The following is a 26,681-nucleotide window of genomic DNA, read 5'->3' as shown; positions in this document are numbered from 1 at the left end:
CTGCGCATCGCCCCGGAATGACAGCAGAGGTCAAGCCGGCGTCAGTTCGTCATACACAGGATAATCGGTATATCCCTTCTCCTCACCGCCGTAGAATGTCGCACGGTTGTACGGCGTGATCGGATAGCCGTGCTCAAGGCGGCGTGGCAGATCGGGATTGGAGATGAAAATGCGGCCGAACGCGATGATGTCCGCATGTCCATCGGCGATCGCCGCGTTCGCGGTCTCCCCGGTGAAGCCGCCGGCGGTCATCAACACGCCGCTGTAGAGCGGACGGAACAGCACCATCGCCGATGGCACGTTCTGCCAGTTGACCTCGGCGCGGCCCGAGCCGCTGGAGCGTGGTTCGATGAAATGCAGATACGCCAGACCGAGCTTGTCGAGCTCCTTCACAACATAGGTATAGAGCGGCATCGGATCGGGCTCACCGGAATCGTTGGCGATGCCGTAGGGCGACAGCCGTACCCCGACGCGGTTTGCACCCCAGACGTCGATCGCAGCTTGCGTTACCTCGAGCAGCAGCCGCGCGCGATTCTCGATCGAGCCGCCATATTGATCGGTGCGCTGGTTGCTGCGCGATTGCAGGAACTGCTCGAGCAGATAGCCGTTGGCGCCGTGGATCTCGACGCCGTCGAAGCCCGCGGCAAGCGCGTTCTTCGCGCCCTGTCTGAAGGCTTCGACGATGCCCTTCACTTCCTCGGTCTCCAGCGCACGCGGCGTCTCGTAATCGGCGATCTTGCCGTCTGCGGTCATGGCCTTCATGCCCTCGGCCTTGATCGGGATCGCCGAAGCAGAGACCGGCAGCGCGCCGCCATGGAACGATGAGTGCGAGACGCGGCCGACATGCCAGAGCTGCAGGAAGATGATGCCGCCCTTGGCGTGCACCGCATCGACCACCTTACGCCAACCGGCTACTTGCGCCTCCGAATAGATGCCTGGCGTGGCCGGATTGCCGCGGCCATGCGAGAGCACCGGCGAGGCCTCGGCAATGATCAGGCCGCCTTTCGTCGCACGCTGGCCGTAATACTCGGCGTTGAGCGGGCGCGGCGAAAAGCTCTCGCGCTCGGCTCGCATACGGGTCAGCGGTGCCATCGCGACGCGGTGCGCAAGCTTATACGGACCAACCTGCAACGGTTGAAACAACGCCTCGAATTTCATATGGGCCCCAGATGTCTATGGAAGGATGCGGATCATATAGCGAAGGGCGGCCACCGGCAAAGGTGCCGCCCCCGCAAAGGCAGATATTCCCTCCCGTGGAAGATGGAAGGGATGTTGATGTTAGGCGGTCTTGATCCAGACGGCTTTCACGTTGAGATATTCCTCGACATGCTGCTTGCCGGACTCGCGGCCATAGCCGCTCATCTTGTAGCCGCCGAACGGCACGGCTGGGTCCATCGCCTGGTAGCAGTTCACCCAGACCGAACCGGCACGCAGACTCTTCGCCACAGCGTGAGCCTTGCTGACGTCGCGCGTCCACAAGCCGGAGCCGAGGCCGAACGTGGTGTTGTTGGCGCGCTTGACCAGCTCGTCCATGTCCTTGAAGGCGATCGCGGAGATCACAGGTCCGAAAATCTCCTCCTGCGCGATGCGCATGTTGTCTTCAACACCCGCGAACACCGTGGGGGAGACAAAGAAGCCCTTTGACAAAGCTCCTTCGGTGACGCGGCCGCCGCCGGCGAGCGCCCTGGCGCCTTCCTTCTGGCCGATGTCCAGATAGCCGGTGACGCGTTCGAGCTGCTGCTCGGAGACGAGCGGGCCGATCTGCACGTTGGGATCGAGGCCGTTGCCGACCTGCAGCTTCTTGCCGAACTCGGCGACGCGACCGACGAATTCGTCATAGATCGACTGTTCGACGAACAGGCGCGTGCCGGCGCTGCAGATCTGCCCGGAATTGGCGAACACCGCCATCGCGGCGCCCGGGACGGCTGCGTCGAGATCGGCATCCGCGAAGACGATGTCAGGCGACTTGCCTCCGAGCTCGAGCGAGACGCGCTTGAGGTTGCCGGCCGAGGCACGGATGATCGACTGGCCCGTAACATGCGAGCCGGTGAAGGCGACCTTGTCGACATCGTGGTGCGATGCGAGCGCAGCGCCCGCGGTCTCGCCATAGCCGGGTACGACATTGATGACGCCGGGCGGCACGCCGGCTTCCATCGCGAGTTCGGCGATACGCAGCGAAGTCAGCGGCGCTTCTTCGGCAGGTTTGAGCACGACGGTGCAGCCGGTCGCGATCGCCGGACCGATCTTCCAGATCGTCGCCGTCAGCGGTCCGTTCCAGGGGATGATAGCGCCGACGACGCCGACCGGCTCCTTCAGCGTGTAGGAGAAGATCTCACCCGGCAGCGAGTTCTCGATGGTCTCGCCATGGATCGCGGTCGTCTGGCCGGCGTAGTAACGCAGCATGCCTACGGCGCGGAGACGATAGGCGCGGGTGCGGCTGAGGGGCGCACCCATGTCGAGCGTATCAAGCTGTGACAATTCGTCGAAATTTCTCTCGACGAGATCGGCGAGCTTCAAGAGCAGGTTCTGCCGCTCGAAGGGCTTGACCTTGCTCCAGGACCCTTCGAAGGCGCGGCGTGCCGCGGCCACCGCGCGGTCGATATCTTCTTTGTCGCCTTCGGCGACGGTTGCGAGCAGCTCGCCGGTGGCGGGATTGCGGGTCTCGAAGCGCTTGCCCGAGGCTGCATCGACCCATTTTCCGTCGATCAGCATCTGCTTGTACGATCCGTTGGCGAACGGATGACGCGTGATCGGAATAGCCTGCGATACAGCCATGGCTGCGCTCCCTATCAGGTGATTGATTGGTTCGATCTGGGCGGGATCGTTCGATCGAGGATACAGCCCTGCTGGATAGGCGTAAAGGCAGCGAAGAAGGAAGACCTCCCATGCCGACTTGTGCAGGGTCGGATTGCTGCCATGCTATAGCTCGACCGAGAGCCATCCACGGAGACGATCCATGCCACATCCCGCCATCGTCAGAGACAACGTTGCCGTTATCACAGGCGGCGCGTCCGGCATCGGATTTGCCGCTGCCACCGCGTTTGCGCGCGCTGGAATGAAGGTGTGTATCGCGGACGTCGACGAGACACGGTTAGCAGAAGCTGCAACAAAACTGTCATCCATCACGGTTGCCACAAACGTGATGAGTTCAGTCGTCGATGTCAGCGAGGCCGAGAGCGTATTGGAACTGGAGCGCACGGTACGCGGGCGGTTCGGCGGCACCGATGTCCTCATGAACAATGCCGGCATCCAGCCGGGCAGCACATTGTTCGGCGATCCCGACAATTGGCAGCGCATCATCGGCGTCAACATGTGGGGCATCATCAACGGCTCGCGGATCTTCGCGCCGAACATGATCGCACGCGGCCGGTGCGGCCTGATCATCAACACCGGTTCCAAGCAGGGCATCACCACGCCGCCGGGCGACCCCGCCTACAACGTCTCGAAGGCCGGCGTGAAGGCGTTCACTGAGGCGCTCCAACACGAGCTGCGCAACACGAAAGATTGCCAGGTCTCGGCACATCTATTGATCCCGGGCTTCGTCTTCACCGGCCTGACGGCGAAGGGACGCAGCGAGAAGCCGGCCGGCGCCTGGACGCCGGAACAGACCGTGGATTTCATGCTGATGCGGCTGGAGGCGGGCGACTTCTATATCTTGTGTCCGGACAACGACGTACCGCGCGCCCTCGACGAGAAACGCATGCTCTGGGCCGCCGGCGACATCGTCGAGAACCGCCCGCCATTGTCACGCTGGCATCCGGACTACGCGGACGCGTTCAAGACGTTCGTGGAGGGGAAGTGACTGCCGCCCCCTCGCCGTGAGGAGCGCGCCTTGTGCGCGTCACGAACCATGCAGGCCCGGCTGGGGCAGCCCGGCCCGACCGCTTACAGCGGGCTCCGCAGGAGGACGGGCGGAGTGTTCGCTGCACGCAAGCACTACAGCGTCTCCTGCTTGTGCCCGCAATTCTTGCAGGCGAACTTGACGCGGCTTTGGCCCTTCTCCGCCTGTACCCGGTTCGGTGCGCCGCATTTGCCGCAGATCGCCTCGATGCGGGTCGTGCCCTGCTTGACGACGATGGTCTTCTTTTCCATCGACTCGCGGATCAGGCGTTCGGCCTCCTCGCGCAGGGATTGTTTCGACAAGGCTGGTCTCCGCTTCTGAAAGGCGCGCGAGCCATATCGCACCTGCGTTCGAAGCACAATGCTGACGAGGATCGCGGGTCACATAACCTCATGCGAAGTGGTCCACATTTGCGGTGGCATGGCGCCTCCTCGTCCCCCGTCACCCCCGCGAATCCCAACTTTGGGATGGCTAGGAACGAACATTCCAAGCGTTCGTTGTCGGCGTAGTTCCCTCTCAGCGCGAGCCCTTCCATGTATCACCACGTCAAAAAGCTGATGTTCACTGTGCGCGTCGATGAACCCGATCCGCGCTTCGGCAATATGCTCCTCGAGCAGTTCGGCGGCGCCAACGGGGAACTTGCGGCTGCGATGCAATACTCGATTCAGGGGCTGAATTGCGAGGATCCTGATCGCAAGGACCTGCTGATGGACATCGGCACCGAAGAGCTCAGCCATCTGGAAGTCGTCGGCTGCCTTGCCCGCATGCATCTCGCGCCTTCGAAGAACGACCGTCAGGCCGCCGAGGCCGATCCGCTGATTGCGATTGCCGGCGGGGGAGGCGTCAATCTGTTCAATTCGCAGGGCAATCCCTGGACCGCCGACTATCTCAAGATCACCGGCGAACTCGACGTGGACCTCCGCAGCAACATCGCGGCCGAAGCGCGCGCGAAGATCGTCTACGAGCGACTGATCAATTTCTGCGACGATGCCGGCAGCAAGGATGCGCTGCAATTCCTGATGACGCGCGAGATCACGCATATGAAGGCATTTGCGCGCGCGCTCGAAAGCCTGTCGAAGCCGGCCTTCAGTGTGGGCAGGATTGCGCCGACGCCCGGCCTGGTGAACCAGTACTTCAACGACTCCACGGGCAGCGGCGACCATGGCGAGATCGACACCCGCGGTCCCTGGAACGAAGGAGAGGACTGGGTGTTCACGGAATCGCCTGCGCTGCAATCCTCGGATCCCGGCGCTGCGACCCCGATCGTCACCGAGAGTTCACCGCCCGTCGACGAGGCGGGCCTGACGGATCTCCTGCTCCACGAACTCCGCGACATTCTGCATGCCGAGAAGCAGCTGACGAAGGCGCTTCCCAAGATGGCGCAGGCCGCGCGCTTCGACCAATTGCGCGAGCTGTTCGAGCAGCACCTGGTGGAGACCGAGAACCAGGTCGAGCGCATCAACGAGTGCTTCGAACTGCTCGGCGAGAACGCCCGGGCCAAGCCATGCAAGGGCATGATGGGCCTGATCGAGGAGGGCCAGGAGGTCATGAAGGAAGGCGAAGATAAGGAGGACGCGGCCGCCGACCTTGCGCTGATCTCAGCGGCCCAGCGCGTCGAACATTATGAGATGTCCGGCTACACCACGGCCCGCAACCTGGCGCAGCAGCTTCGGCACAGCGCGATTGTCGCCCTGCTCTCCAGGTCGCTTGCCGAGGAAGAAAATGCCGACCTCCTGCTCAATCAGGTGGCGCGGTCGCTGATGTCGGTCGCGAAGATGCCCGCCGCGCTGGAGCAGGCCGAATAAGGAGCGCACGACGACCCGACGCACGGACGACCGGAACCGGACTGCCTCGCGCCGTTGCGCGAGGCGGTGCTGCGCGATCGAGCCGGTATGTAACTATTCCTGACGATCGGCGCTGATCGCTCGCGAAACAGTCCGGGCCTGCACGACCGGACGGCCACTGTCCAGCCGCCCCGCGCTGGCGCGCAGCATCGCGGCATCGAGCTTGTCCTGCCGCGATCCCTCGAGCGCGCAGGCAAAGACACGGTAGAACTGCACGCCGTCATAGGCGACCAGCAGCAAATCGACCCCGCCATTGATCGCCTCCACCACAGCCTTGCAGACGTCGTTCTGGTAGATCGCGCCCATGACGAGATCGTCGGTCATCACCACGCCGTGGTAGTTCCACTTGTCGCGAATGATGCCCTGGACGACGCGTTTCGAATGCGAGGCGGCGCGATCGGGATCAACGGCGGTGAGCGTGACATGACCGACCATGAGCGCGCTGCGCGAACGCGACAGCACCTCCCGGAACGGGCGCCAGTCCGTTGCCTCCAGCTCCGTCACGGGCGTATCAAGGTTTGCGCTGAAGTGGTGGGTGTCGCCGTCCACGCGGCCGATGCCAGGAAAATGCTTCAGCGTGGCACCGACGCCGGATTCCTCCAGCCCACGCACATAGGCGGTCGCGATCGTGCCCACGACGACGGGATCGGTCGCGATCGCACGTTGCCCGATCAGCGTATGGAAATCGAGGCGATTGCGCCTGGGCGGCGGCTTCAGGTCGAGCACCGGCGCGAGGTTGAGGTTGACTCCGAGATCCGCGAGTTCGCGGCCATGAATGCGGCCGAACTCTTCGGCTTTGGCCTGCTGCTCGTCTGGCGCGAGCCCGGCGAGTGTTGCCAGCGCCGGAACTTTCGTCAGCGGCGGTGAAAGATGGCCGACGATGCCGCCCTCCTGATCCGCGGCGACGAACAGTGGCGGCAGGCCGGCGGTGCGCCTGATATCCTGGAGCGTCGCGATCTCGGCGCGTAGCGCCCCGACCGTCCGCGCCCGGATGTTGTGCCGGGTGATGTAGACGCCGCCGATCAATCCCTTCTCGGCAAGGCGCGCGACTTCCGGGAACGATGAATAGCCGACCATGAAGTGAGGTCCGAGCTGTCGCGCCTCGGGGTCACTCGAGGCGAGGACAGCGTGCTTGCGCAGCTCGAACCTGACATGCGCCGCCGACATCAGCAGTGGCGGCAAGCACCAAAGCATGACGAGCAGCTTTCCTGCAATGCTTCGCCATCGCCCCCTGCGCCACAGGACGATGACAATCGCGATGCTTGCAAAGACAAGCGCGATGTTTCCGGCGCCGCGCAGCAGAACCAGATAGGGATCGTTCTTGTTCGCGGCCGCGAATGCAGCTACAGGCGCGGCCAGCCGAAGCAGGATGAGACCGATACGTCGGAGTAACTGCATGATGCGTCACACTCGTGAGTGGCGAATGCTTCACACCTAATCAGCGCGATCGGCATTGCGCGAGAGGCAAGAACGCACCTGCACGAAATCTGCAAAAGACTCCTGAAACCGTGCAGACGACGATCCAGGCTTCTGCACAGGAGCCATTCAGACTCTGTGATGCCACCATTCACGGAGGATCTTCTGGACATGACCAGCCTGCCTTCGACATCGACGACGGACATCCAACCGATCGGGCCTTCCGCGCTGCCGGTCCAACTCACAATGGCCTTGCTGCTCGCAGCACTCGCCGATTGGCTCTTCTACGGCCAGCGGCTCGGGTTTTCGCTGGCCATCTTTGTGATCGCAATCGCCTGTGCCTCGATGTTCACAAACCACGCGATGCTGAATCTTCGGCGCGCGGCGATTGGAGGTGCGATTCTCGCGCTCGGCCTCGTGCCCGCGATGGAAGAGATCAACGCTCTCTCATTTCCGATCCTCGCCGCAGCGCTGCTCGTCGCCCTGCTGCTCACGACGAATCCAGACACGGCAGGACTTGTAGACCGCGCCCGCGCCCTTCGAGATTTCATCCTGCTCGGCTTCTTTCGCTTCTTGCCGGATGTGCTCAAGGTCTTCGACAAGGCAGCTTTCGCTAAAGGCATCGCGCTGTGGCTGATGCCGATGGCCCTGAGCACCGTATTCGTCACACTGTTCGCCGCGGCCAACCCGGTGATCGAGCAGTGGGTATCCCTGCTCAATCCGAAGGTTGTCCTCGAGCATGTCAGCGTTCCGCGCGTGCTGTTCTGGGCCTTGATGCTGACACTGGTCTGGCCATTCATCAATGTGCGCTGGCGAAGCCGGAAGATCGCTGTCGACGCGGCAGCCAATGTCGCCGAGCCGGAGCCTGTTGCGCCCCTCGTCTCGCCAGATTTCTTGGGCCCCTCGACCATTCTGCGATCGCTCATCCTGTTCAACCTGCTGTTCGCGGCCCAGACCGTCCTCGATGGCATCTATCTCTGGGGCCATGTGGCGCTGCCCGACAATTTGACCTATGCCGGCTATGCCCATCGCGGCGCCTATCCCCTGATCGCGACGGCATTGCTGGCCGCCGCCTTCGTGCTGGTGGCAATGCGCCCGGGCGGCCTGGCAGAGAAATCGAGGGTGATCCGGCCGCTGGTCTATCTCTGGGTAGGGCAGAACGTGCTTCTGGTCGCCTCGTCCATCCTTCGGCTCGATCTCTACGTCGACATCTACATGCTGACCTACTGGCGCATCGCCGCCTTCATCTGGATGGGGCTGGTGGCGCTCGGCCTGATCCTGATCGTCGCGCGCATCGTGCTCGACAGGTCCAACCTATGGCTCGTCGGCGCCAACCTCATCGCGTTGTCGATCGTGCTTTATGGCTGCTCCCTCGTGAACTTCGATGCGTTGATCGCCGACTACAATGTCGCCCACAGCCGGGAAGCATCGGGCAAAGGCGTGCAGTTGGACATCGATTATCTGCTGACACTCGGGCCGCAAGCGCTGCCTGCCATCGACAATGCGATGGCGCTGCGGCCCGGCGCCGGCCAGGGCAGCCTTGTGTCACGCCGCGACCGACTTGTAGAACAGCAACGTCGGGACCTGGCCTGGCGAAGCTGGGGATTTCGGAGCTGGCGGCTCCAGCGCAGGCTGGACGCGCAGGCGAGAGCTCAGTCCGGCAGCGGTCCGGCGGGCTGACGAGTTAACGGAGAGTTTCTTGGCGCATCGCATTCTCATCGTCGACGACGAGATCCATATCCGCGAGGTCATCCGTGTCGCCCTCAAGAAGGCGGGCATGGACGTGATCGAAGCGCGCGACGGCAAGGAGGCACTCGCCCGCTTTGCCGCCGACAGGCCGGATGTGATCGTGCTCGACATCGGCCTGCCCGAATTCGACGGCCTCGACGTCTGCCGCGAGATCCGCAAGACGTCCGACGTGCCGATCCTGTTTCTGTCGGCGCGCGACGAGGAGATCGACCGCATACTCGGTCTCGAGATCGGCGGCGACGACTACGTGACGAAGCCGTTCAGCCCCCGCGAGCTAGTGGCGCGGATCAATGTCATCCTGCGCCGCCTCAGTCCGCGCAATGGCGAGGCCAAGTCCGGTCCGGCCGCGCTCGTGCAAGGTGGGCTCCTGATCGATCCCGAGCAGCACGTGGCTTCGTTTGCAGGGACGCCGCTGAAGCTGACCGCGATAGAGTTCGGCATTTTGCGCGCCTTCCTGACCCGGCCAACGTCTGTGTTCAACCGCGAACAGCTGATGCGGGCGGCATATCAGCTCAATATCCAGGTCTCCGACCGCACCATCGACAGCCATATCCGCAACATCCGCGCCAAGCTCGCGGCGCTCGCCTGCGAGAACGTCATCGAGACCATCCACGGCGTCGGCTTCAAGCTCGGACGCTGCGAGAAAGAGGCATGAGCGCGGCGCCCGACAAATGGCGGCCGTCGCTTGGGCTCGTCATCTTCACGGTGCTGGCCACGGTCGCCATCCTGCCGCTGGTCGGTCTGTTCTTCTTCCGCCTCTATGACAACCAGCTGATCCGCCAGACCCAGGCCGAACTGATCGCGCAGAGCCGCGTGCTCGCGACGATCTATGCGCAGGAGGTCGCGGCAAGACTCGACAGCGGCCTGACGCTCGGTACCGAGGTGCCCCCGGGCGTGCTGCCCGATCCCGGCGACCAGGTCACGCCGATTCGCCCCGCGCTCGATCTCACCGCCAACGACCTGCTGCGGCGTCGGCCCGGTGCCCAAGCAGCAATCCGGCCGGCGCAGCCTGCCTTTGTCGAGATCGGCGCAAGATTGACGCCGATCATCCGCGAGACCCAGAAGGTGACCCTGGCAGGTTTTCGCATCCTCGATCCGCAAGGCGTTGTGATCGCCGGGCGGCAGGAGATCGGGCAATCCCTTGCGCATATCGAGGAGGTCGCCGATGCACTGCACGGGCAGTACCGCGCCACCTTGCGCAATCGTGTGCCGGACAAGCCGCCGCCGCCGATCTACTCCTTCAGCCGCGGCCTTGGCGTGCATGTGTTCTCGGCGATGCCGGTCATCGTCAACAACCGCGTCGCCGGCGTGATCTACACCACGCGTACGCCGAGTAACATCTTCGACCATCTCTACCAGGAGCGGGCCAAGTTCGTGCTGGCCGGCCTTGCCGTCATCCTCGGCACGATCGCAATCGGCATCGTCTTCTCGCGCACCATCACGCTGCCGATGCGCGAACTGATCGACCGTGCCGCCCGAATCGGCCGCGGTGACCGCGAGGCGTTCCAGCCGCTCCGGCACTACGGCACGCGCGAGTTCGCCCAGCTCTCGCACAGCTTTCTCGGCATGGCCGAGCAACTGGCGCGGCGCTCCGACTACATCGCGACATTTTCGGCCCACCTCACCCATGAACTGAAATCGCCGCTGACCTCGATCAAGGGGGCGGCCGAGTTGTTGCAGGACTCCGTTCAGGGCAAATCGGGCGGCCTGACGCCGGCCGAGCAGAAGATGTTCATCGCCAACATCCTGTCGGACACCCAACGGCTGGAAGCAATGGCACAGCGGCTGCGCGAGCTCGCCCGCGCCGAAAGCCTGCCGCAAAACGAGCGCACCGAGCTTGCCCCCGTCATTGCCGATCTCAGGAGCCGGTTCCCGGCAGGCGACATCTCGGCCAGCGGCGACCTCGACCGCCCGGTCGCGATGTCCAGCGAGAAGGCGCTGATCGTTCTGTCGCACCTCGCCGACAACGCGATGCGGCACGAGGCGAGGTCAATCCGGCTGGAGGCGGCCTTCGAGCGCACGACCCTGCTGCTGACCGTGAGCAACGACGGCGAACCGATCTCGCCGCCGAATCGCGACAGGATCTTCGACGCGTTCTTCACCACCCGCCGCGACCAGGGCGGCACCGGGATGGGACTGGCGATCGCGCGCGCGGTGATGGCGAGCCATGGCGGCTCGATCAGGCTCAAGCCCACCGACAAGGGCGCGGCCTTCGAACTCCAATTCCCGGCAGCCTAGATGGCGAACACCCAGGCGGCGACGATGGTGGCGATGGTCACGAGACCAGCGATGGTCCAGCCTGCGGCATATTCCAACTCGGGATGGCCGGTCGCTCGCATGATCTCTGCCGGATCGGCGGAATGCTTCTCTGCCATGACAGCCTCGCACATGACTCCCCGCGTCATATGTAAGTCGTATCAGCCGCCAAGAGGTTCCATCACGGACGTGCGAGAATGACCCAGTTGGCCTTGTTCGGCGGCGGCGAAGACGGCCCTGCGGGGCTCCGCTACACGGACGACTTCATCAACGCCGCCATCGAGCAGGACCTGATCGATCGCATCGCAGCATTGCCGCTGCGGCGCTTCCAGTTCGGGGCCTTCGAAGGCAACCGCCGGGTCGCCTCGTTCGGCTATCGCTACGATTATGCGCTGCAGCGGCTGGCCGAGGCGGAGCCGATCCCGGATTGGGTGACGCCCGTCGCCCGCCGGGTCGAGGCATGGGCGGGGCTGCCGGAGGCCAGCGTCCGGCAGGTGCTGTGTACCGAGTACGAGGTCAGTGTCGGCATCGGCTGGCACCGTGACAAGCCGCATTTCGACAAGGTCTTCGGATTGTCGCTGGGCTCGCCCTGCAAGTTCCGCTTCCGCCGCCGCAGCGGCGACCGGTGGGAACGCCACACGCTCGAGGCCCTGCCGCGCTCGCTTTACATGATGGACGGCGAGGCGCGCTCCGTGTGGGAACACAGCATCCCGCCCGTCGAGGCGCGGCGCTATTCCATCACCTTCCGCACGATGAAACGGACCTGATGGGCGGTCCAAAACAAAACCGCGAAAACAACCCCATGCACAGTAGAAGGCCCGTACCGGGTCGAAGCCGGCAACGCCTCGCCAAGGGTGCCGTGAATCCGCCTCAAGGGCAGCCAACTAATGAGGCGAACTGAAAAGACAGGCCAAATCGGCGAGCCAATATGCCCCACAGGGCCCGCATCACGATGAAGAATTATCTGGCATTTTTCCTCCTTCTGACCATGACCACGGCCTCGGCGCACGGGCCTTTGCCGCACCGGCTGGCTGCGCCGTCCGATCTCGTCCGGGCGGGCCTCACCGATTCCGACACCACGGCCGGCGGCACCGCGCGGCTGTGCGAGCAGGTCACCTTCTCGCGCGGTCTGCGCTACGGCGAGAGCGAGGCCAACGTGCTGGATGTCGCGACCAACGCGACCAAGGCCGACACGCCACGGCCTGTGCTGCTGTTCGTCGCGGGCGACACCTTCACCGGCGACCGCGCGGCGCCGGAGCTGGCCCGTCAGATCCAGGATCAGGTCATGTGCTTTGCCGCACGCAACGGCATGGTCGGGGTCCGCGTCAACTACCGCCTGGCGCCCGCGGCGACCTGGCCGGCCGGCGCCTCCGACGTGGCGTCCGCGCTATCGTGGGTCCACGGCAATATCGACCTGTTCAACGGCGACCACCGCGAGATCGTCGCGGTCGGATACGGTGCCGGCGCGTTCCATCTCGCAACGCTGCTGGCGCATCCCGAGCTGCAGACCGACGGCGCCGACGTCGCCGGCGTCGTGCTGGTGTCCGGGATCTACCGCGTCGGCAAGGACGCGAGCGACAGCGAGAAGGCCTATCTCGGCACCGATGCCGCCCAGTACGACAAGCGCTCGGTCTTCCCCGGCATCCTCAATGTCGATGTGCCGATCGTGCTGGCCTGGGCCGCGGATGATTCCGCCGGCCTCGTGGCGCAGGGCGAAACCCTGAAGAAGACGCTCTGCGGCGCCGGCCACTGCCCGCGCAGCGCATTGCTGCGCAGCCGCGACGGCATTGCGAGCGCCTTCGGCCTCGACGGCTCCGGCGACAGCCTCGCCGAACCCACGCTCCTGCTGGTGCGGCAGCTGGAGGCGCGGGGACTGCCGTAACCGGCGCAAGGCGTTGGGCTGGACAGACCGAGGCCGGGCCTCATGCCGGCTTCAGCGTGGCGAGCGCGTTCTCCAGCAGCGAGCGGACACGCGCGGCATCGCCTGATCTCACCACCGCGGGGTCGAGATAGAGCTCGAGCCCGGGCGCGCGCTCGGTGATGATGCCGCTGTTCGCCGCCGCAGCGTCGTTCAGCGCATCCACCGAATAGGGAATCACCTCTCGGCTGATGCCCTTCATGGTGATCGCCGGCAGCGCATGGGCGCGCACGACGTCGCTGACCAGCGCGAAGGTCTCGTAGCTCAAGACGATACCGCCGGGCTCGGCGATGGATTGCAGGCGCGCGGCGAGGTTCGCTTCCGCGCCGATGATGGTGTAGTCCATGCGGTCGGCGCTGCCGAAATTGCCGACATTGCAATAGCCCGAATTGATGCCCATGCGGGAGCGGAACGGCTGCTCGATGCCGGACGCGCGCCATTTCGCATTGAGCTCGGCAAGGCGCTGCTGCATGCGCCAGGCCATCTGAAGGCAGGCCTGCGCATCGGCGCGGTCCCCCCGGGTCTCGGGATCGCCGAAGAAGATCAGCATGGCGTCGCCGATGAACTTGTCGATCGTGCCGCCATATTCGTGGGCGATCGCCGACATCTCCGTGAAATATTCGTTGAGCAGCTGCGTCAGCTGCTCCGGCTGGAGCCGCTCGGCGGTCGCGGTGAAGTTCTGGATGTCGGAGAAGAAGATGGTGAGCTTCTTGCGCTCGGTGTGGATGGTGACGTCCTTCTGGCCCGAGAAGATGCTCTTGTAGACCTGAGGCGGAATGTAGCGCGAGATTTTCATCGACAGAGAGGCCAGGAAGTCGTTGGCGGATTCAAGCTCCTTGTTCATACCCTTGATGCGAAGCGCCTGGCGGCGCTGCAGCGACAGGAACGCCAGACCGCTGCCGGCGGCAATCACGAAATAGGCCAGGAGAAACTTGAACGAGAAGATGTTGGCGGCGATCGGCTGGGCAATGATCACCTCCTGGATGCCGCGGACGTCGCCCACCTTCCAGTCCTTCTTCGGGCTTTCCGGGTGGCTGTTGTGGCAGCTGACGCAGGCGGGACCCATGGTGACCGGGGCCACGAGGCGGACCTTGTCGTTGAACAAGGAGGTCTCGGTGTCGACGATCTTCTGTTCGGGATCCTTTCGAAGCGCCTCCAGCGCGTCCTTCTCGAACTTGTCGAGCTGGTGGGGCGCCCGGTTCTGGAACGGGAAGTCGGAGACGAAGCGGTAGGTGATGTTCTCCTGCTGCGCACCGATCACCCGGCCGAGTTCGAGCGAGAGCGTCGCCGGGATCGGGATCGCGCCGGGAACGGATTCATAATTGTGCACGACCTTGGTCGTCCCGTTCGGGTTGGCGAGCACGCGCCCGACCACGTTGGATGCGTAGTAGCTGCGCACGCTCGTGATCACTGAATTGAGATCGACCGCCTGGCGGCGCAGCGCCGTACTGCTCAGCTCGGTCAGGTCCAGCCACACTGCCAGGGGCAGGGCAAGCAGGAGGAAGACGATCACGGCGCCCGTGAGAATGCCGCTCTTGCGCTGTTCTTCGGAGATCTCTTGTTTCACCCTGCGGCTCCGTTATGTACGGTTTTGTCGCAAATTGCACAGAATCTGCGACAAAGAATGCGGCGGCACAGAGCCAATAATTCCAGGCCGGCGCAACCCCATTTTATGGGGTCGCAGCAAATGGCTTTTCGTTTGATCACGGATGCTTAAGATCAGCACCGATCTGCATCCGCCCGGCCGGGAGAAGCCCATGACCGAAACCATCCGCATCAAGCGCTTCCAGGCGCGTCCCGTGATCGTGCCGATGAACCTGCCGCTCCAGACCGCGACCGGCGCGGTCGCCAAGGCGCCGCTGGTGCTGATCGACTGCGAGACCGATCAGGGCGCAGTAGGCCATGCCTATCTGTTCTCGCTCACACCCTCGGCCTTGCGGCCGCTGGCGGCGATGGTCACGGAGATGTCAGATCTTCTCACCGGAGACGAGTTGCTGCCGTTCGAGATCGAACGCAAGCTGGCCCAGCGCTTCACGCTGCTGGGCCTCGCCGGCCTGCAACGGCTGGCGCAATCCGGCATCGACATGGCGGCCTGGGATGCGCTTGCGCGCACACGCAGCCTGCCGCTGGCGCGCCTGCTCGGCGGCGCACCGAAGCCGGTCAGGGCGTACAATTCGAAGGGGCTTGGCATCATGCCGGCCGGCGCCGCTGTCGAGGAAGCCCACAAGTTGCTGGCCGAAGGCTTCCAGGCTGCCAAGATCCGCGTCGGCCGGCCCGATGCGCGGGAGGATCTCGCGGTCGTGCGCGCGGTGCGCAAGGCCGTCGGAGATCAGGTCACGCTGATGTGCGACTACAACCAGGCGCTGACGGTGACCGAGGCCATCCGCCGCGGCGAGATGCTCGACGACGAGGGCCTCACCTGGATCGAGGAGCCGATCCGCCATGACGATTATGCCGGCTGCGCCCGCATTGCGGACGCGCTGCATACGCCAGTGCAGATCGGCGAGAATTTCGACAGCGCGTTTTCGATGCAATCCGCACTCTCGGCGGAAGCCTGCGACTACGTGATGCCGGACGTTCAACGCATCGGCGGCGTCACCGGCTGGCTCCGTGCCGCGGCGCTTGCGCACGCCGCCGGCATCGAGATGTCCACGCATCTGTTCTCGGAAGTGAGCGCGCATCTGCTCTGCGTCACGCCGACCGCGCATTGGCTGGAATATGTCGACTGGGCCGATGCGGTGCTGGCAACACGATTGAAGATCAAGGACGGCTTCGCACTGCCGAGCGAGGAGCCCGGCAACGGGATCGCATGGGACGAGGCGGCGGTGAAGAAGTATCTGGTCGGTTAGGTCGGGGGTGGAGGCTCTCAACGTGTTCGTCATTGCGGCCAATGTCGGCGTATAAGGGCGACTGCATTCGCCGTCTCCGGCGATCTCTTCACGGTGATCTGGGTGCGATACGCACGTCCGGTGCAACTCGGTCGCTGGGATAGACGATCACCTCTTCACCAGGCGCAAGGCCGGAAGCGACGGCCGCGAAGCGGCCGGACCGGCGCAGGAGTTCGATTTGGCGCAGTTCGGCCCGCCCGCCCTTCGCAACATAGACATTCCAGCCTTCACCCCGACGAAACAGCGCGCCCGACGGGACGATCGTGGCTTCGTCCCGCGCGAGGACGGTGATCTGAACATCCACCCGATAGCCATCTCCTAGTCGTGCCCACTGCTTCGCGGGCGAGAGGATGTCGACGAGAACATTGACCCTTTGCTCCTCGACTCCGAGCGTCGAGACCTTCGTGAAAGCTGCCGGCTCGACCCGGCGCACCCGACCCTTCAGTTTTCCCTCCCCACCCCAATTGTCGATGTCGACGTCGGCTCCGGGGCGGATCTCCACCGCATCGGTGCTGAGAACGTCGGCCACGACTTCGAGATCTCTGGCGTCACCGACGTCAAGCAAGAGCGTACCCGGCTGCACGATCGTTTCGCTTTCCTGCGCGACCTTCAGCACCACGCCGGCGACAGGCGACACAACGTTCCAGCTATCCGGGTGGCCGTTGCCATCATTGCCGTACCGGGCCAGCAATGCGCGCATTTGGCTGATCTCATGCTCGGCCGCATGATTCTGAAATTCCGCCGCCCGAAGATCCCGGTCGGCGAGATGCACCGCAAGCTCTGCACGCTCGAGCGCCTGCGTCGTCGCCGCTCCTTGCTGAGCCAGCGTCCGCGCCCTGGTCAAATCGGTATTGGCGTGATCGCTCTGGGCCTTAGCCCGCTCGACGACCGCCCTGGCGCGCTCCAGATTGGCTTCGGCCACTCCCAATCTCTCCTCGACCTCTCGGCGGGTCCGGGGGTCCATCAGGGGCGCTGGGGATGGGGTGATCGTGGCGATGGCGTCGTCGACCTGAACTTGATCGCCAACCTTGAACCGGATCCGGCTCAAGCGCCCCGCAAGCGGCGCGGCGACCGCGTACCGCTCGCGGACGCGCGTCTTGCCATCCTCATCGACAGTGGCGGCGAACCTCCCCTTTGTCACAGCTGCGGTCTCGACCGGCACTGAGGCCGGAACCAGGAGCCAGGCCGTAACGCCGGCGGCGGCCAAGAGTCCGGCAGCAATTGCGATATGACGGCCCGTGACGTGCATGTTTACTCCCTGGTCTTGAGAGCTGCGACCAAGTCGATCCGATCAACACGGCCTTTGACAATGCGGGCGCTGGCGGCAGCCGCAGCGAGGACGACGCCGACGGCAATGAGATAAGTCTGCGGGGCGATCACGGCAGGTATCTGGAAGCTCTCGTTGGAGTGAAATCTGGCGATCAGCTCGATAACGGCATGAGAGAGCGGCAGGCCGATCAGAATCCCCAGCGCGATCTCGATAGCGAACTCGCCGAACAGGATGCTCGCAACCTCGCCGCGCGTAAAGCCCAGCACCCTAAGGCTGGCCAGTTCCCATGCGCGCTCCTGCAAGCTGATGCGCGCGCTGTTGTAGACGACCCCTACCGTGATGATGGTGGCGAAGGCCGCAAGGATTCCGGCGGTCACGAAAACGAGCCCGGCGATCTTCTCCATGAACGAAGTGAGCGCATACGCCTTCATCGTCACAGATTCGATGGTCGGCAAGCTCTTGAACCTTTGCCCCAAGGCTATCATCGCAGTCGGCTCAACGTACAGGCTCGCCGCCGAAATCACCGCACCCTCCCCGGTAAAGCGATTCAGGGTCTCGATCTCCATGTAAGATGCCATTCCGATCGCCTCGTCGACGATGGCACTGACCGGCAGATCGCGTTTCCGTCGTCGTCCTTCCATCGCCTCGACCGTGAGGATGTCACCGGCCTTCGCGTCGAGTCGTTCGGCGAGCCGCCGTGTGAGCGTAATTCCGTCGGGGCTTACCGCGATCGGGCGCAGCGTCGCGTCATGCGGCCGCCGCAGCTCATCTCCCGCGGATAGACCGATCACCGAGGTCAAATAACTCTGCTGGCCGGCGCGTAGCCGCACCGGCAGGATGCGCTGCCCTTCCACGGCCAAGACACCGGGCTCGCGAGCCAGATCCCGCATTATGGCCCGGTCCATAGGGTGCGGGAACGTCACCGTCGTGTTGCCGCGCTCCACCAGGTTGAACTGCAGGTCGATCATCTCATTGATCGCGTCGCGCCAAAAGATTCCCAACACCATCATTGGGACGGCAAAGGCCACCCCGGCGACGGTCAGCAACGAACGAAATGGACGTCCGGCGGTATTCCGCAAAATCATCAGGAGGCGAGATCTGGTCGCGTTGCCTGGCAGAAGTGTCTCGATCCACGAGCGGCGAAAGCCCAGCGGCGCCGCCGGCCGCATGGCGACCGCCGGCGCCAGCCGGACGACCTGCCGCAGCGCAGTCAGGACGCCAAGCGATGCCGCAGCCAGGCTGATCGCAATCCCGAGCGCCAACGACCACGGCGTCAGCCGAAACGGCAGATCAGGCAAGCGAAAGAAGCTTTGATAGCTCGCAATCATCGCTTTCCCAAAGCTCCAGCCGGCTCCAACACCAAGCGCAGATCCAATCAGCACGATAACGAGGATGAGCTTGAGATAGTGCATAGTTAGCGTCGAGGTTGGAAAACCCAGCGCCTTCAACGCAGCAATCTGCTCGCGTTGGACCGCCACGATCCTCCCCAGAGCGCTGTTGAGCAGGAACGCCGCAACCCCGAAGAAGATGAACGGGATCGTGGTCGACATCACCTTCTGCTGGTTCAGTTCATCCTCGAGGAAGCGGTTAGAAGGCTGATCCCGCCGCTGGACGGCGCCGACCGATCCGTACTGTTCAAGCAAGCGGTCCAGCTCGTCGATAACCGGCTTCGGATCGGTGCCCGGCGCCAGCGAAATGACGGCGTCATTGAAGGCTGCCTTCATATCGAAGGCGGCTTCCGCCGCACTGCGGTCGACCCAAAGGATCGCATAGAGCCGATCGTCGGGAATCGGCAGGCCCGGCTTGACGGCATAGACATATTCGGGCGAAAGCGCGATGCCGGAGACGTGGAAAGCTTCCACCTTCCCGTTGAGCAGGACGCGGACGTCGTCGCCGGGATTCACTCCGTTGACTTCCGCGAACGCTTCGTTAATCGCTGCAGTTCTCGCAGAGCCTGGCTCGGGCGCCGTGCCACGGCGCAAGTGAAGTCGGGCGAGCCTTTCGTCGCCCGCATGGTTGAGCGACACGATCCGGGCCGACACCGGCTGGGATGCAGCCGGCCAATCGACGATGACCTCACGAACGATACGGGGCTCAACCGTCGCAACGCCGGCAATCGATTCGAGTTGCGGGACAATCGACAGCGGCGCCCGCTTGAGCGTCACGAAGATCTGCGGGAACCGCGCAGCCCCGTAGAACCGCTCAACGGCCATGTTGAGCGATTCGTAGGTGGAGACCGACCCGATGAAGACGGCGACGCCGGCTCCGACCAGCAGCGCGATCGTCAGCACCTGCCCTCGCATCGCGCCGATGTCACGCAGCAGTTTTCGATCGAGCAGGCTCACCAGTGCACCTCGTCTGCCGAGAGCCGATGCGCATTGCGCTCCTCGCCGACGATCCGCCCGCCTCCGAGCCGAAGTACGCGATCCGCCATGCCCGCAATTGCAGCATTGTGCGTGATGATGATCGTTGTGGTGCCGAGGCGCTCATTGGCTCGCGCAATCGCCGCCAGCACTACCTTGCCGGTCTCATAGTCCAGCGCGCCCGTCGGCTCGTCGCACAAAAGCACATCCGGCGACTTGACGATGGCACGGGCGACCGCGACGCGCTGCTGTTCGCCGCCGGACAGCTGCGAGGGGAAGTGATCGGTCCGCTTTTCGAGCCCGACGAGCGCAAGCACCTCCCGCGGCTCAAGCGGCTTGTCCGCAATCTCGGTCACCAGCGCGACGTTCTCAAGCACCGTCAGGCTGGGAATGAGATTGTAGAACTGAAAAACGAAGCCCACGTGTTCACGTCGATACCGGGTCAACTCCGCATCAGTTGCGCCGACCAGATTGTGATCCCGCCAATGAGCCTCGCCCGAAGTCGGACTGTCCAGGCCTCCCAGGATATTCAGCAGGGTCGACTTGCCCGATCCGGACGGGCCTAGGAGCACGACGAACTCGCCTTCGAAGATGTCGAGGTCGACGTCGCGCAGCGCATGCACCTCGATCTCTCCCATTCGATAGGTCTTCGAAAGACCCCTGGCGTGAAACACCGGGGATCTCTTGTTACCTTGTTCGAACTGTTGGGCGTCCATGGGCATAACCCGCTCGCCGCCTTCGGGGCCTTATCTGACCGGTGATCAGTGGGACAACAGCACCGGAATTGGCGGCTTCGTCAGGATGCTCCGGGTCGCGCCTCCCAATACGAACTCCCGGAAACGGGAATGGCCGTAAGCCCCCATGACAAGGAGATCCGCCCTGCGGGAGGCCACCTGCTCGGCGAAAACCCTACCGATCGCCCGTCCAGCGGCATCGGCCTCCTCCACGACGACGTCGATGCCATGCTTCGACAGGTTCTTGGCGAGTTCGGACGACGAGCGTCGGCTCGAAATCGTCTTCTCGTTGGTCACGGTGAGGATGCAGACCTCGCGCGCTTTCTCCATGATCGGAATGGCATCAGATATTGCACGCGCAGCCGCGCGGCTGAAATCCCACCCGACAAGAACCCTGTTCAGTTCGAACTCCCTGGAAGCCGACGCTTCCGGAAGCACGACGGTCGGCCGCCCTGAACCGAAGATGATCGATTCAGCATACCATTGATCGTAAGATTCCGGCACCGGCACAATGGCAAGGTCGCGAAGCCGCGCATATTCCACCAGAACGCCCGGCACCTCGGACGACAAACAACGATCGAGAACGAGCTCGTGCGCAACACCGGATTTTTGTGCCGTCGATTCGAAGGTCGCCAGCAGATCCTGGGCATTCTTCCGGCTCTTGTGGGCCTCGCTGGCCACTATTGCCCCGACATTGCCGGCCCCCGCCAGGAAACTGCCAGGCACCTGCACATGAACTTCGCAGGAGACCGCCGCGATGTGGGCGCCGAGGAGAGAGGCCAGCGATACGGCACGGTCGATCACCGCGACCGGGGTCGGGTCGGGATAGCTGGTGAGCGTGAGCAAGATGTCCCTGATTGCCATTTGGACTCTCCGAACTGATGCTGCCTGAGCATATTCACGCGAGTTCGGGGCAGCTTGATCTAGCTCAGAGTACCGGCGGCTTTCCCTGTGGCGCCAGGCGAGAGGCGGCGGCGTGCCGCGACCTTCTGCTGCGACATCGTCGCGCAGACGGGCCCTTCACTCAACCAACGGCGTTGCGGAGTTGAGCAGCAGGGACGGCTGAAGCGTCGCCGCAGATGCGCCCTCGCATGCTGGTTCATTGCTGTCGATGTCACAGCACGTACTTCGAGGGGCCCCTATGGCCGATCTGCCTTCACTGGATGTTGAATCGCGCGCCCGGGCATTCGTTGGTGACGGTCGTTGCCACGAGCTGGGCGGCGGGCGAGGTCGGCTTCGGAACCGCGACGATCATCCAACGTCCCTGCTTGTTGAGCCAGAACTGCCTCATCGTGGTCGCGACGCGGCGCTCGGTGTATTTTTTCGTCGAGAACAGCGGGACCTTCGACTTCGGCGCGGGGACTTCCTTCCAACCGTCGAACGAATAGAACTCCTGGAAGAAAACGTGCCACTCGATCTTCTGGAATTCATGGTGCGAAACGACGACCCGGACGATCGAGTTTCCCGTAAGCCATTCCGACCCCATCGGGTCAGGTTCGACCTGCAAACACTTCGTGTGTAGTGGCTCCTGAACTTGAAGCAAATTCACTCGCTGACTCTGCGAAAGCATCGCCGAGGTCACGGGCTGCCCTACATTCTTGTCGTTGGCAGGCCCTGAGCAGACCGGGACCGTTGAGGGACCTTGTCCGGTCCATGGATTGTTGCTGCAATAGACGTAGCGCGACCACGACGACCAGCCGGTGGACACGTTTTCCTCCGCCTTGCCCGTCTCGCGGTCCCAAATGCCGGTAAACTTGAGCGTCTTGCTCGGCGGACAGGCCGTGATGGGAGGCCCGGTCCACCAATGGGTGGTCTCGAACTCATAGATGGATTGGTTCGGATGCGGGTACATCACTGCTTTGGCGCTGGTTAGCGCATGATGCTCCGAACACCCCTCGCCCTTGGTATCGAGCCAACAGACGAGCGGAAAGTTATCGCTCGGCCAGCAACCCGCGTTCGCCGGCGAGAATCCGAGAACAGCGATCGCGAGAGGCAACCCAAAGAGACAAGCACGCACTGCAATCTCCGCGTCTGCACCTTTTCGTTGAGCTTGCCCCGTTTCGCCGCCGCCACGTTGACCAAGATCAACGCATTGATCCGTTCATCTCGGAGGTCGAGCTTCCCGATGCCGCGTTCCACGATCAGAAGCGGATCGACTTCAGGAGGACAATGGCGCCCACGTCGTTGCCCGCTGGTTCGACCTCGCCGGCCTCGACGTGGAAGGTGCCCCGAGCCTGTTTCCCGCAAGGCCAAGGGCTTGCTGCTAGGCGCGCGGCAAGGGGCAGCTTCGCGCAAACGCGCGGTCATTGCCGAACGCGACGCCTCGCGCAAAGGAAAAGCCGCCCGCTGCCGGCGGCTACTTCATCAGCCTGAAGCGGCCTCCTTCCACCTTGATCAGAAACGCCGAGCGCTCGTCGTAGCCGTTATGATCGGTTGCGGTCATCGTGGAGAGGCCGTTGTTCAGGTATACGTCCTTGACGCGCTCGAGTTCGTCGCGAAGGGCGGTGCGAAATTCTGCCGTGCCGGGTTTCGCCGTCTTCAAGGCGTTCGGTATCGCCGTCTTGAGGAGCGCCATCGAATCCCACAGATGCGCCGCGAAGATGTTCGGCTTCTGCCCGTTCGCCTTTTCGTAGGCGGACACGAATTGATCCCGAACCTTGCGGAACGGGTCGTCCGCCGGCAGGTCATCGGCGATCGTGAACGCCTCGCCGGTGAAGACGGCGCCTTCGACGCTGGCTCCGCCGAGCTTGATGAATTCCTCGGTGGCCACACCGTGAGTCTGGTAGATCTTGCCGGAATAGCCGCGCTCGCGCAGCGCCTGCTGCGGCAGCACTGCCGGAGTGCCCGCCGAGGCAATGAAGACCGCGTCCGGATTCGTCGCGATGACCTTGAGGGCCTGGCCGGTCACGCTGGTGTCGGCGCGCGCATAGACTTCGTGAGTGGTCAGGGTCAGGCCGAAGGTCGGAGCAAGCCTGCTCACTTCCTTGTAATAGCCCTCGCCATAGCCGTCGGAGACGCCGATGTAGCCGAGGGTTTTCACCCCGGACTTGGCGATGTGCTTGAGAATCGCGAGCGCCATCAGGTCGTCGTTGGGAACGACCTTGAAGGCCCATTTGCGCCGCTCGTCCATCGGCTGGACGATGGCGGTCGCCGCGGCCAGCGAGATGATCGGTGTCCTGGCTTCCCGGGCGACATCGAGCATCGGCATCGTCACGGGCGTCAGCGAGGAACCGATGATGGCATCGACGCCGTCCTGAATGACAAGGCGCCGGGCGTTCTGTATGCCCTTGGTCGAATCCGATTCGTCATCGAGAGCGATATAGACGATCTTCTCGCCGCCGATCTCCTTGGGCAGGGCCGCAACCGTCCGCATCTGCGGCTGGCCGAGCGCCGATCCCGGCCCGGTAGCAGACACCACGATCCCCACCTTGATATCGGCGTGTGCGCCGGGGATGGCGAGAATCATTGCAGTGCAAACGCTCAAGGCTGCGAGGCAGCGCCTGATCATGATGTCCTCCCTTATATTCTATTCGCCGACGCAATGTCGCTCCGGCCGCGGCGAAAGTCTGTCCCTACGGCTAGGGACAAGATCCAATCTCAGGGAAGATCGCTTGTCGGACCAACTTTGTGGGGTGATGGAAGCTTGCCGGTCAGACCGCAGCAATGGCCGCGGCAGCAAGTCTGCGGAACCGATGCTCGGAAGGATTCTCGGCCAGACGGCTCCGAGGAGCAACCGCTGGGGCAAGCCTCGTCACATCAGGCCAAGGCTGCGGACCAGCATGTAGATTGCGACCGCAAATATGAGCGCCGCAAAGACCGTATTCAGCGCGCCCTTGCGACCCGCAAGGGAGGTTGCGGAGCGGGCGCCGAGAAGCCCGCCGAGAACGCCGCCGACGATGAACAACCCGGCGAGAGACCAATCCACAAGACCGGACACGGCGTAGTTCGCCGCAGTTGTCAGCCCGAACGCGGTGACCGCCAGGAGAGATGAACCCACCGCATATAATATGGGCATGCCGGTGGCGGCGATCAGGGCGGGGACGATCAGGAAGCCGCCGCCGATCCCGAAGAAGCCGGACAACGCTCCCGTGGCGAGGCCGAAGGCAACAAGCTTCGGCAGATTCTCCCGGCTCAGCCTCACCGATGGCTCGCCCTCGCCGGAGTTCCCCCTCAGCATCAGGGCGCCCACGACCAGCATGATCAGGGCGAAAAGGGCGAGCAGCTTCTGGCCATCGATGATCTTGCCGAGAGTGGAGCCGAGAAAGGCGCCGGCCACACCCGCGACCGCGAACACGGCGGCGCAGCGCCACTTCACGTTTCCGGCACGGACATGGTTGGCCAGGTTGGCAGCCGCGTTGGCCGCGACGGCGACGGCGCTCGTACCAATCGCAATATGAGGGTCGCTCACCCCGACCAGATAGATCAGGAGCGGGACGGCCAGGATAGAGCCCCCGCCGCCGACCAGCCCCAGCGAGAAGCCGACCAACGAACCGGAGGCGATGCCGAGTGCGCCTTGGGTCAGCGACAGCATTGTGAGCTCCTCAATTTGCCGTCACGCAGCTCCTGACGGCACGTGGCAGCCCCGGCAGTTCCAGGGCACTTGACGTCGAGACGGCCAAAGGCAGGCATCATTGCGGCGATCAGTCGGCACCGTTCTGCGTTCGGCGTTGGGCCGCTCGATTACTTTCGGTCGTTTTCAACCGGCAGCCCCGCCTTGCGCCAGGCGTCGATCCCGCCTTCCACGATGAAGGCTTCGCAGCTTCCGTCCAGTTTCGACGCGAGCCGCGACGCATTGATCTGCGTGCGAGCGCCGCTCTTGCAGTGGAAAATGACCTGCTTGCCCTGATGCGCCGCAAGATCGGCCTCGTCGAGCTTGGACAAAGGCAAGTTTCGGGCGCCCACGATCCTTTCGCGGGCATGCTCATTCGCCTCGCGGATGTCGATGAGGATAGCACCTTTCGCCAGGAGATTGCGAGCTTGTGCGGGATTGATAGTGGGTAGCGACATTATCGGCTCCTATGTTGGCTTATCTGCTCCTAGTTCTGACAGGCGCGCAAAACAGCCTGTAGAACGTTGCGAAGAGTTGTTCGATCCGCGGATCGGCAATGCGATACCAGAGCGTCTGGCTCTCCCTCCGGAACGCGACGAGACCCTCGTCGCGCATTTTCGCCAGGTGCTGGGACAGGGCCGACTGCGACAGGCCCACGGCTTGAGCCAGGGAACCGACGTTGTCCTCGCCGCATTCAACCAGCCTGCATAGGATCATCAACCGGCGCTCGTTCGCGAGCGCCCGCAAGATGGCGGCGACCTCGACGGCCTGCTTCTCGAAGGTTTCCGGATCAAATGTTGAGGACGCCATCGGGCCTTCTCTTTTATTTTAGATATTGCTTATTTAGTTTATGCTAATATATCCGTCAAGACCAACCGGACGATGACATCAGGAGGTTCCAGACATGTCACGACCCATCATCCGATCATTCTTCGACGAGCCGACCAACACGGTGAGCTACCTGGTCGGTGATCCCGCCACGAGAAAGGCCGCTATCATCGACCCGGTGTTCGACTATGACCACAGTTCGGGCGAGGTGGATACGCGATCCGTGGAGGCGATGCTGAAAGCTGCTGAAGATGCCGGCAACACCATCGAATGGGTGCTGGAGACGCACGCTCATGCCGACCATCTCTCGGGCGCGCCGTTCATCAAGGCGAGGACTGGCGCGAAGATCGGTATTGGAGAGCACATCAAGGACGTCCAGCGCATCTTTCGACCGATCTTCAACGCCACCGACTTGAAAACCGACGGCAGCGATTTCGATCATTTGTTCCGCGACGGCGAGCGCTTCAAGATCGGAGAACTCGACGTCGAGGTTCTCTACACGCCGGGGCATACGCCGGCGGACATCTCCTACAAGATCGAGGATGCCGTATTCGTCGGCGACACTCTGTTCATGCCGGACTACGGCACCGCGCGCGCCGATTTCCCCGGCGGCGATGCTCACAAGCTCTACCGTTCGATCAAGCGGCTGCTGGCGCTGCCGTCGGAGACGCGGCTGTTCATGTGTCACGACTACAAGGCCCCAGGCCGTGATACGTTCGCGTGGGAGACCACGGTACGCGAGCAGCGCGAGAACAACGTCCACGTCAGGGACGGCGTTTCGGAAGACGAATTCGTGGCTTTGCGGCAGGCGCGTGACACCAAGCTTTCGGCGCCCAGGCTGCTGCTGCCTTCCATTCAGGTCAATATCCGCGCCGGCAAATTCCCGCCGGCCGAAGCCAACGGGGTGCGCTACCTCACGATCCCCGTGAAGCTGAAGGGCGGCGCGCAGACCTGCGTATAGGCCCGAAACAATCGCATCTCGTGCCGCGGCGCCGGACCCTGATCATACATCGAACGTCAGCTCC

Annotated in this window: 24 protein-coding genes; 9 read left to right on the top strand and 15 right to left on the bottom strand. The window is 63.5% G+C overall.

All coding sequences use genetic code 11. From position 1 onward, the window contains the following. Positions 1–30 precede the first annotated feature (30 nt). Together ASG57_RS21530 and ASG57_RS21525 are read right to left on the bottom strand one after the other, a co-directional pair. Positions 31–1,158: an alkene reductase gene (locus tag ASG57_RS21530; protein WP_057197360.1), complete on the bottom strand. Its 1,128-nt coding sequence runs from the start codon at positions 1,156–1,158 to the stop codon at positions 31–33. A 120-nt stretch (positions 1,159–1,278) separates the two neighbouring features. After that, a complete protein-coding gene (locus ASG57_RS21525; protein ID WP_024337448.1) occupies positions 1,279–2,775 on the bottom strand; it encodes an aldehyde dehydrogenase family protein in 1,497 nt (498 codons plus the stop codon). 181 nt (positions 2,776–2,956) lie between these two features. Here ASG57_RS21525 and ASG57_RS21520 point away from each other — a divergent pair, with 181 nt between their 5' ends. Beyond that, on the top strand, positions 2,957–3,802 hold the full coding sequence (locus tag ASG57_RS21520) for an SDR family NAD(P)-dependent oxidoreductase (protein ID WP_024337447.1): 846 nt from the start codon (positions 2,957–2,959) through the stop codon (positions 3,800–3,802). Positions 3,803–3,936: 134 nt separating this feature from the next. Here the strand turns inward: ASG57_RS21520 and ASG57_RS21515 are convergent, their stop codons facing one another. Then, positions 3,937–4,143 carry a hypothetical protein gene (locus tag ASG57_RS21515; protein ID WP_024337446.1) on the bottom strand — a complete coding sequence of 69 codons (207 nt, stop codon included), beginning with the start codon at positions 4,141–4,143 and terminating at the stop codon, positions 3,937–3,939. Positions 4,144–4,374: 231 nt separating this feature from the next. Here ASG57_RS21515 and ASG57_RS21510 point away from each other — a divergent pair, with 231 nt between their 5' ends. Beyond that, complete coding sequence (locus ASG57_RS21510; RefSeq protein WP_057197358.1) at positions 4,375–5,646, top strand: DUF892 family protein; 1,272 nt, start codon at positions 4,375–4,377, stop codon at positions 5,644–5,646. Between the two features lie 93 nt (positions 5,647–5,739). Here the strand turns inward: ASG57_RS21510 and ASG57_RS21505 are convergent, their stop codons facing one another. Then, positions 5,740–7,083: a glycoside hydrolase family 3 N-terminal domain-containing protein gene (locus ASG57_RS21505; protein ID WP_057197356.1), complete on the bottom strand. Its 1,344-nt coding sequence runs from the start codon at positions 7,081–7,083 to the stop codon at positions 5,740–5,742. A gap of 189 nt (positions 7,084–7,272) precedes the next feature. Here ASG57_RS21505 and ASG57_RS21500 point away from each other — a divergent pair, with 189 nt between their 5' ends. The 3 genes from ASG57_RS21500 to ASG57_RS21490 are packed head-to-tail and all read left to right on the top strand — an operon-like array spanning position 7,273 to position 11,088. After that, positions 7,273–8,781, top strand: a complete 1,509-nt coding sequence (locus tag ASG57_RS21500) for a DUF4153 domain-containing protein (protein ID WP_057197486.1) — start codon at positions 7,273–7,275, stop codon at positions 8,779–8,781. 19 nt (positions 8,782–8,800) lie between these two features. Next, on the top strand, positions 8,801–9,505 hold the full coding sequence (locus ASG57_RS21495) for a response regulator (RefSeq protein WP_024337442.1): 705 nt from the start codon (positions 8,801–8,803) through the stop codon (positions 9,503–9,505). Beyond that, positions 9,502–11,088 (top strand): ATP-binding protein, encoded by a 1,587-nt coding sequence (locus ASG57_RS21490; protein WP_024337441.1) that lies wholly within the window; start codon positions 9,502–9,504, stop codon positions 11,086–11,088. Before ASG57_RS21495 ends, ASG57_RS21490 begins: the two co-directional genes overlap by 4 nt. Here ASG57_RS21490 and ASG57_RS38775 read toward each other — a convergent pair. Continuing rightward, entirely contained in the window at positions 11,085–11,225 is a 141-nt protein-coding gene (locus ASG57_RS38775; protein ID WP_196232340.1) for a hypothetical protein, read from the bottom strand. The genes ASG57_RS21490 and ASG57_RS38775 overlap by 4 nt on opposite strands. A gap of 78 nt (positions 11,226–11,303) precedes the next feature. Here ASG57_RS38775 and ASG57_RS21485 point away from each other — a divergent pair, with 78 nt between their 5' ends. Next, entirely contained in the window at positions 11,304–11,873 is a 570-nt protein-coding gene (locus ASG57_RS21485) for an alpha-ketoglutarate-dependent dioxygenase AlkB (protein WP_024337440.1), read from the top strand. 185 nt (positions 11,874–12,058) lie between these two features. Then, positions 12,059–12,988 carry an alpha/beta hydrolase gene (locus ASG57_RS21480; protein ID WP_024337439.1) on the top strand — a complete coding sequence of 310 codons (930 nt, stop codon included), beginning with the start codon at positions 12,059–12,061 and terminating at the stop codon, positions 12,986–12,988. 40 nt (positions 12,989–13,028) lie between these two features. On the opposite strand, the gene ASG57_RS21475 is transcribed toward ASG57_RS21480, so the two are convergent. Beyond that, positions 13,029–14,591, bottom strand: a complete 1,563-nt coding sequence (locus ASG57_RS21475; RefSeq protein WP_024337438.1) for an adenylate/guanylate cyclase domain-containing protein — start codon at positions 14,589–14,591, stop codon at positions 13,029–13,031. A 190-nt stretch (positions 14,592–14,781) separates the two neighbouring features. Between ASG57_RS21475 and ASG57_RS21470 the strand changes: the two genes are divergently transcribed. Continuing rightward, entirely contained in the window at positions 14,782–15,873 is a 1,092-nt protein-coding gene (locus tag ASG57_RS21470) for an enolase C-terminal domain-like protein (protein WP_024337437.1), read from the top strand. 88 nt (positions 15,874–15,961) lie between these two features. On the opposite strand, the gene ASG57_RS21465 is transcribed toward ASG57_RS21470, so the two are convergent. From ASG57_RS21465 to ASG57_RS21425, 9 genes are all read right to left on the bottom strand, one after another. Further along, complete coding sequence (locus ASG57_RS21465) at positions 15,962–17,161, bottom strand: efflux RND transporter periplasmic adaptor subunit (RefSeq protein ID WP_057197354.1); 1,200 nt, start codon at positions 17,159–17,161, stop codon at positions 15,962–15,964. Between the two features lie 2 nt (positions 17,162–17,163). Further along, complete coding sequence (locus ASG57_RS21460) at positions 17,164–19,527, bottom strand: ABC transporter permease (protein WP_200948575.1); 2,364 nt, start codon at positions 19,525–19,527, stop codon at positions 17,164–17,166. After that, a complete protein-coding gene (locus ASG57_RS21455; protein WP_028145775.1) occupies positions 19,524–20,261 on the bottom strand; it encodes an ABC transporter ATP-binding protein in 738 nt (245 codons plus the stop codon). The genes ASG57_RS21460 and ASG57_RS21455 overlap by 4 nt, the downstream gene beginning before the upstream one ends. 45 nt (positions 20,262–20,306) lie before the next feature. Beyond that, positions 20,307–21,143: a universal stress protein gene (locus ASG57_RS21450; RefSeq protein WP_024337433.1), complete on the bottom strand. Its 837-nt coding sequence runs from the start codon at positions 21,141–21,143 to the stop codon at positions 20,307–20,309. Positions 21,144–21,435: 292 nt separating this feature from the next. Further along, positions 21,436–22,131, bottom strand: a complete 696-nt coding sequence (locus tag ASG57_RS21445; protein WP_230646531.1) for a hypothetical protein — start codon at positions 22,129–22,131, stop codon at positions 21,436–21,438. A gap of 504 nt (positions 22,132–22,635) precedes the next feature. Further along, positions 22,636–23,787: an ABC transporter substrate-binding protein gene (locus tag ASG57_RS21440; protein WP_029673904.1), complete on the bottom strand. Its 1,152-nt coding sequence runs from the start codon at positions 23,785–23,787 to the stop codon at positions 22,636–22,638. A gap of 243 nt (positions 23,788–24,030) precedes the next feature. Continuing rightward, positions 24,031–24,810 (bottom strand): sulfite exporter TauE/SafE family protein, encoded by a 780-nt coding sequence (locus ASG57_RS21435; protein ID WP_024337430.1) that lies wholly within the window; start codon positions 24,808–24,810, stop codon positions 24,031–24,033. A gap of 149 nt (positions 24,811–24,959) precedes the next feature. Then, complete coding sequence (locus ASG57_RS21430) at positions 24,960–25,286, bottom strand: rhodanese-like domain-containing protein (protein WP_029673902.1); 327 nt, start codon at positions 25,284–25,286, stop codon at positions 24,960–24,962. A 19-nt stretch (positions 25,287–25,305) separates the two neighbouring features. Further along, entirely contained in the window at positions 25,306–25,638 is a 333-nt protein-coding gene (locus ASG57_RS21425; RefSeq protein WP_024337429.1) for an ArsR/SmtB family transcription factor, read from the bottom strand. 94 nt (positions 25,639–25,732) lie between these two features. Between ASG57_RS21425 and ASG57_RS21420 the strand changes: the two genes are divergently transcribed. Beyond that, positions 25,733–26,617: an MBL fold metallo-hydrolase gene (locus ASG57_RS21420; RefSeq protein WP_024337428.1), complete on the top strand. Its 885-nt coding sequence runs from the start codon at positions 25,733–25,735 to the stop codon at positions 26,615–26,617. Positions 26,618–26,681: the final 64 nt, after the last annotated feature.

The sequence above is a fragment of the Bradyrhizobium sp. Leaf396 genome (assembly GCF_001424605.1).
GTDB lineage: Bacteria > Pseudomonadota > Alphaproteobacteria > Rhizobiales > Xanthobacteraceae > Bradyrhizobium > Bradyrhizobium japonicum_C.
This window is presented reverse-complemented; position numbering and strand designations above follow the sequence as displayed.

What these genes read in the sequence shown, in the direction of transcription:
- ASG57_RS21530 (WP_057197360.1), bottom strand. Translation starts at nt 1,158, where the DNA reads ATGAAATTCGAGGCGTTGTTTCAACCGTTGCAGGTTGGTCCGTATAAG.
- ASG57_RS21525 (WP_024337448.1), bottom strand. Translation starts at nt 2,775, where the DNA reads ATGGCTGTATCGCAGGCTATTCCGATCACGCGTCATCCGTTCGCCAAC.
- ASG57_RS21520 (WP_024337447.1), top strand. Translation starts at nt 2,957, where the DNA reads ATGCCACATCCCGCCATCGTCAGAGACAACGTTGCCGTTATCACAGGC.
- ASG57_RS21510 (WP_057197358.1), top strand. Translation starts at nt 4,375, where the DNA reads ATGTATCACCACGTCAAAAAGCTGATGTTCACTGTGCGCGTCGATGAA.
- ASG57_RS21505 (WP_057197356.1), bottom strand. Translation starts at nt 7,083, where the DNA reads ATGCAGTTACTCCGACGTATCGGTCTCATCCTGCTTCGGCTGGCCGCG.
- ASG57_RS21500 (WP_057197486.1), top strand. Translation starts at nt 7,273, where the DNA reads ATGACCAGCCTGCCTTCGACATCGACGACGGACATCCAACCGATCGGG.
- ASG57_RS21490 (WP_024337441.1), top strand. Translation starts at nt 9,502, where the DNA reads ATGAGCGCGGCGCCCGACAAATGGCGGCCGTCGCTTGGGCTCGTCATC.
- ASG57_RS38775 (WP_196232340.1), bottom strand. Translation starts at nt 11,225, where the DNA reads ATGGCAGAGAAGCATTCCGCCGATCCGGCAGAGATCATGCGAGCGACC.
- ASG57_RS21485 (WP_024337440.1), top strand. Translation starts at nt 11,304, where the DNA reads ATGACCCAGTTGGCCTTGTTCGGCGGCGGCGAAGACGGCCCTGCGGGG.
- ASG57_RS21480 (WP_024337439.1), top strand. Translation starts at nt 12,059, where the DNA reads ATGAAGAATTATCTGGCATTTTTCCTCCTTCTGACCATGACCACGGCC.
- ASG57_RS21470 (WP_024337437.1), top strand. Translation starts at nt 14,782, where the DNA reads ATGACCGAAACCATCCGCATCAAGCGCTTCCAGGCGCGTCCCGTGATC.
- ASG57_RS21465 (WP_057197354.1), bottom strand. Translation starts at nt 17,161, where the DNA reads ATGCACGTCACGGGCCGTCATATCGCAATTGCTGCCGGACTCTTGGCC.
- ASG57_RS21455 (WP_028145775.1), bottom strand. Translation starts at nt 20,261, where the DNA reads ATGGACGCCCAACAGTTCGAACAAGGTAACAAGAGATCCCCGGTGTTT.
- ASG57_RS21450 (WP_024337433.1), bottom strand. Translation starts at nt 21,143, where the DNA reads ATGGCAATCAGGGACATCTTGCTCACGCTCACCAGCTATCCCGACCCG.
- ASG57_RS21445 (WP_230646531.1), bottom strand. Translation starts at nt 22,131, where the DNA reads ATGTACCCGCATCCGAACCAATCCATCTATGAGTTCGAGACCACCCAT.
- ASG57_RS21440 (WP_029673904.1), bottom strand. Translation starts at nt 23,787, where the DNA reads ATGATCAGGCGCTGCCTCGCAGCCTTGAGCGTTTGCACTGCAATGATT.
- ASG57_RS21435 (WP_024337430.1), bottom strand. Translation starts at nt 24,810, where the DNA reads ATGCTGTCGCTGACCCAAGGCGCACTCGGCATCGCCTCCGGTTCGTTG.
- ASG57_RS21430 (WP_029673902.1), bottom strand. Translation starts at nt 25,286, where the DNA reads ATGTCGCTACCCACTATCAATCCCGCACAAGCTCGCAATCTCCTGGCG.
- ASG57_RS21425 (WP_024337429.1), bottom strand. Translation starts at nt 25,638, where the DNA reads ATGGCGTCCTCAACATTTGATCCGGAAACCTTCGAGAAGCAGGCCGTC.
- ASG57_RS21420 (WP_024337428.1), top strand. Translation starts at nt 25,733, where the DNA reads ATGTCACGACCCATCATCCGATCATTCTTCGACGAGCCGACCAACACG.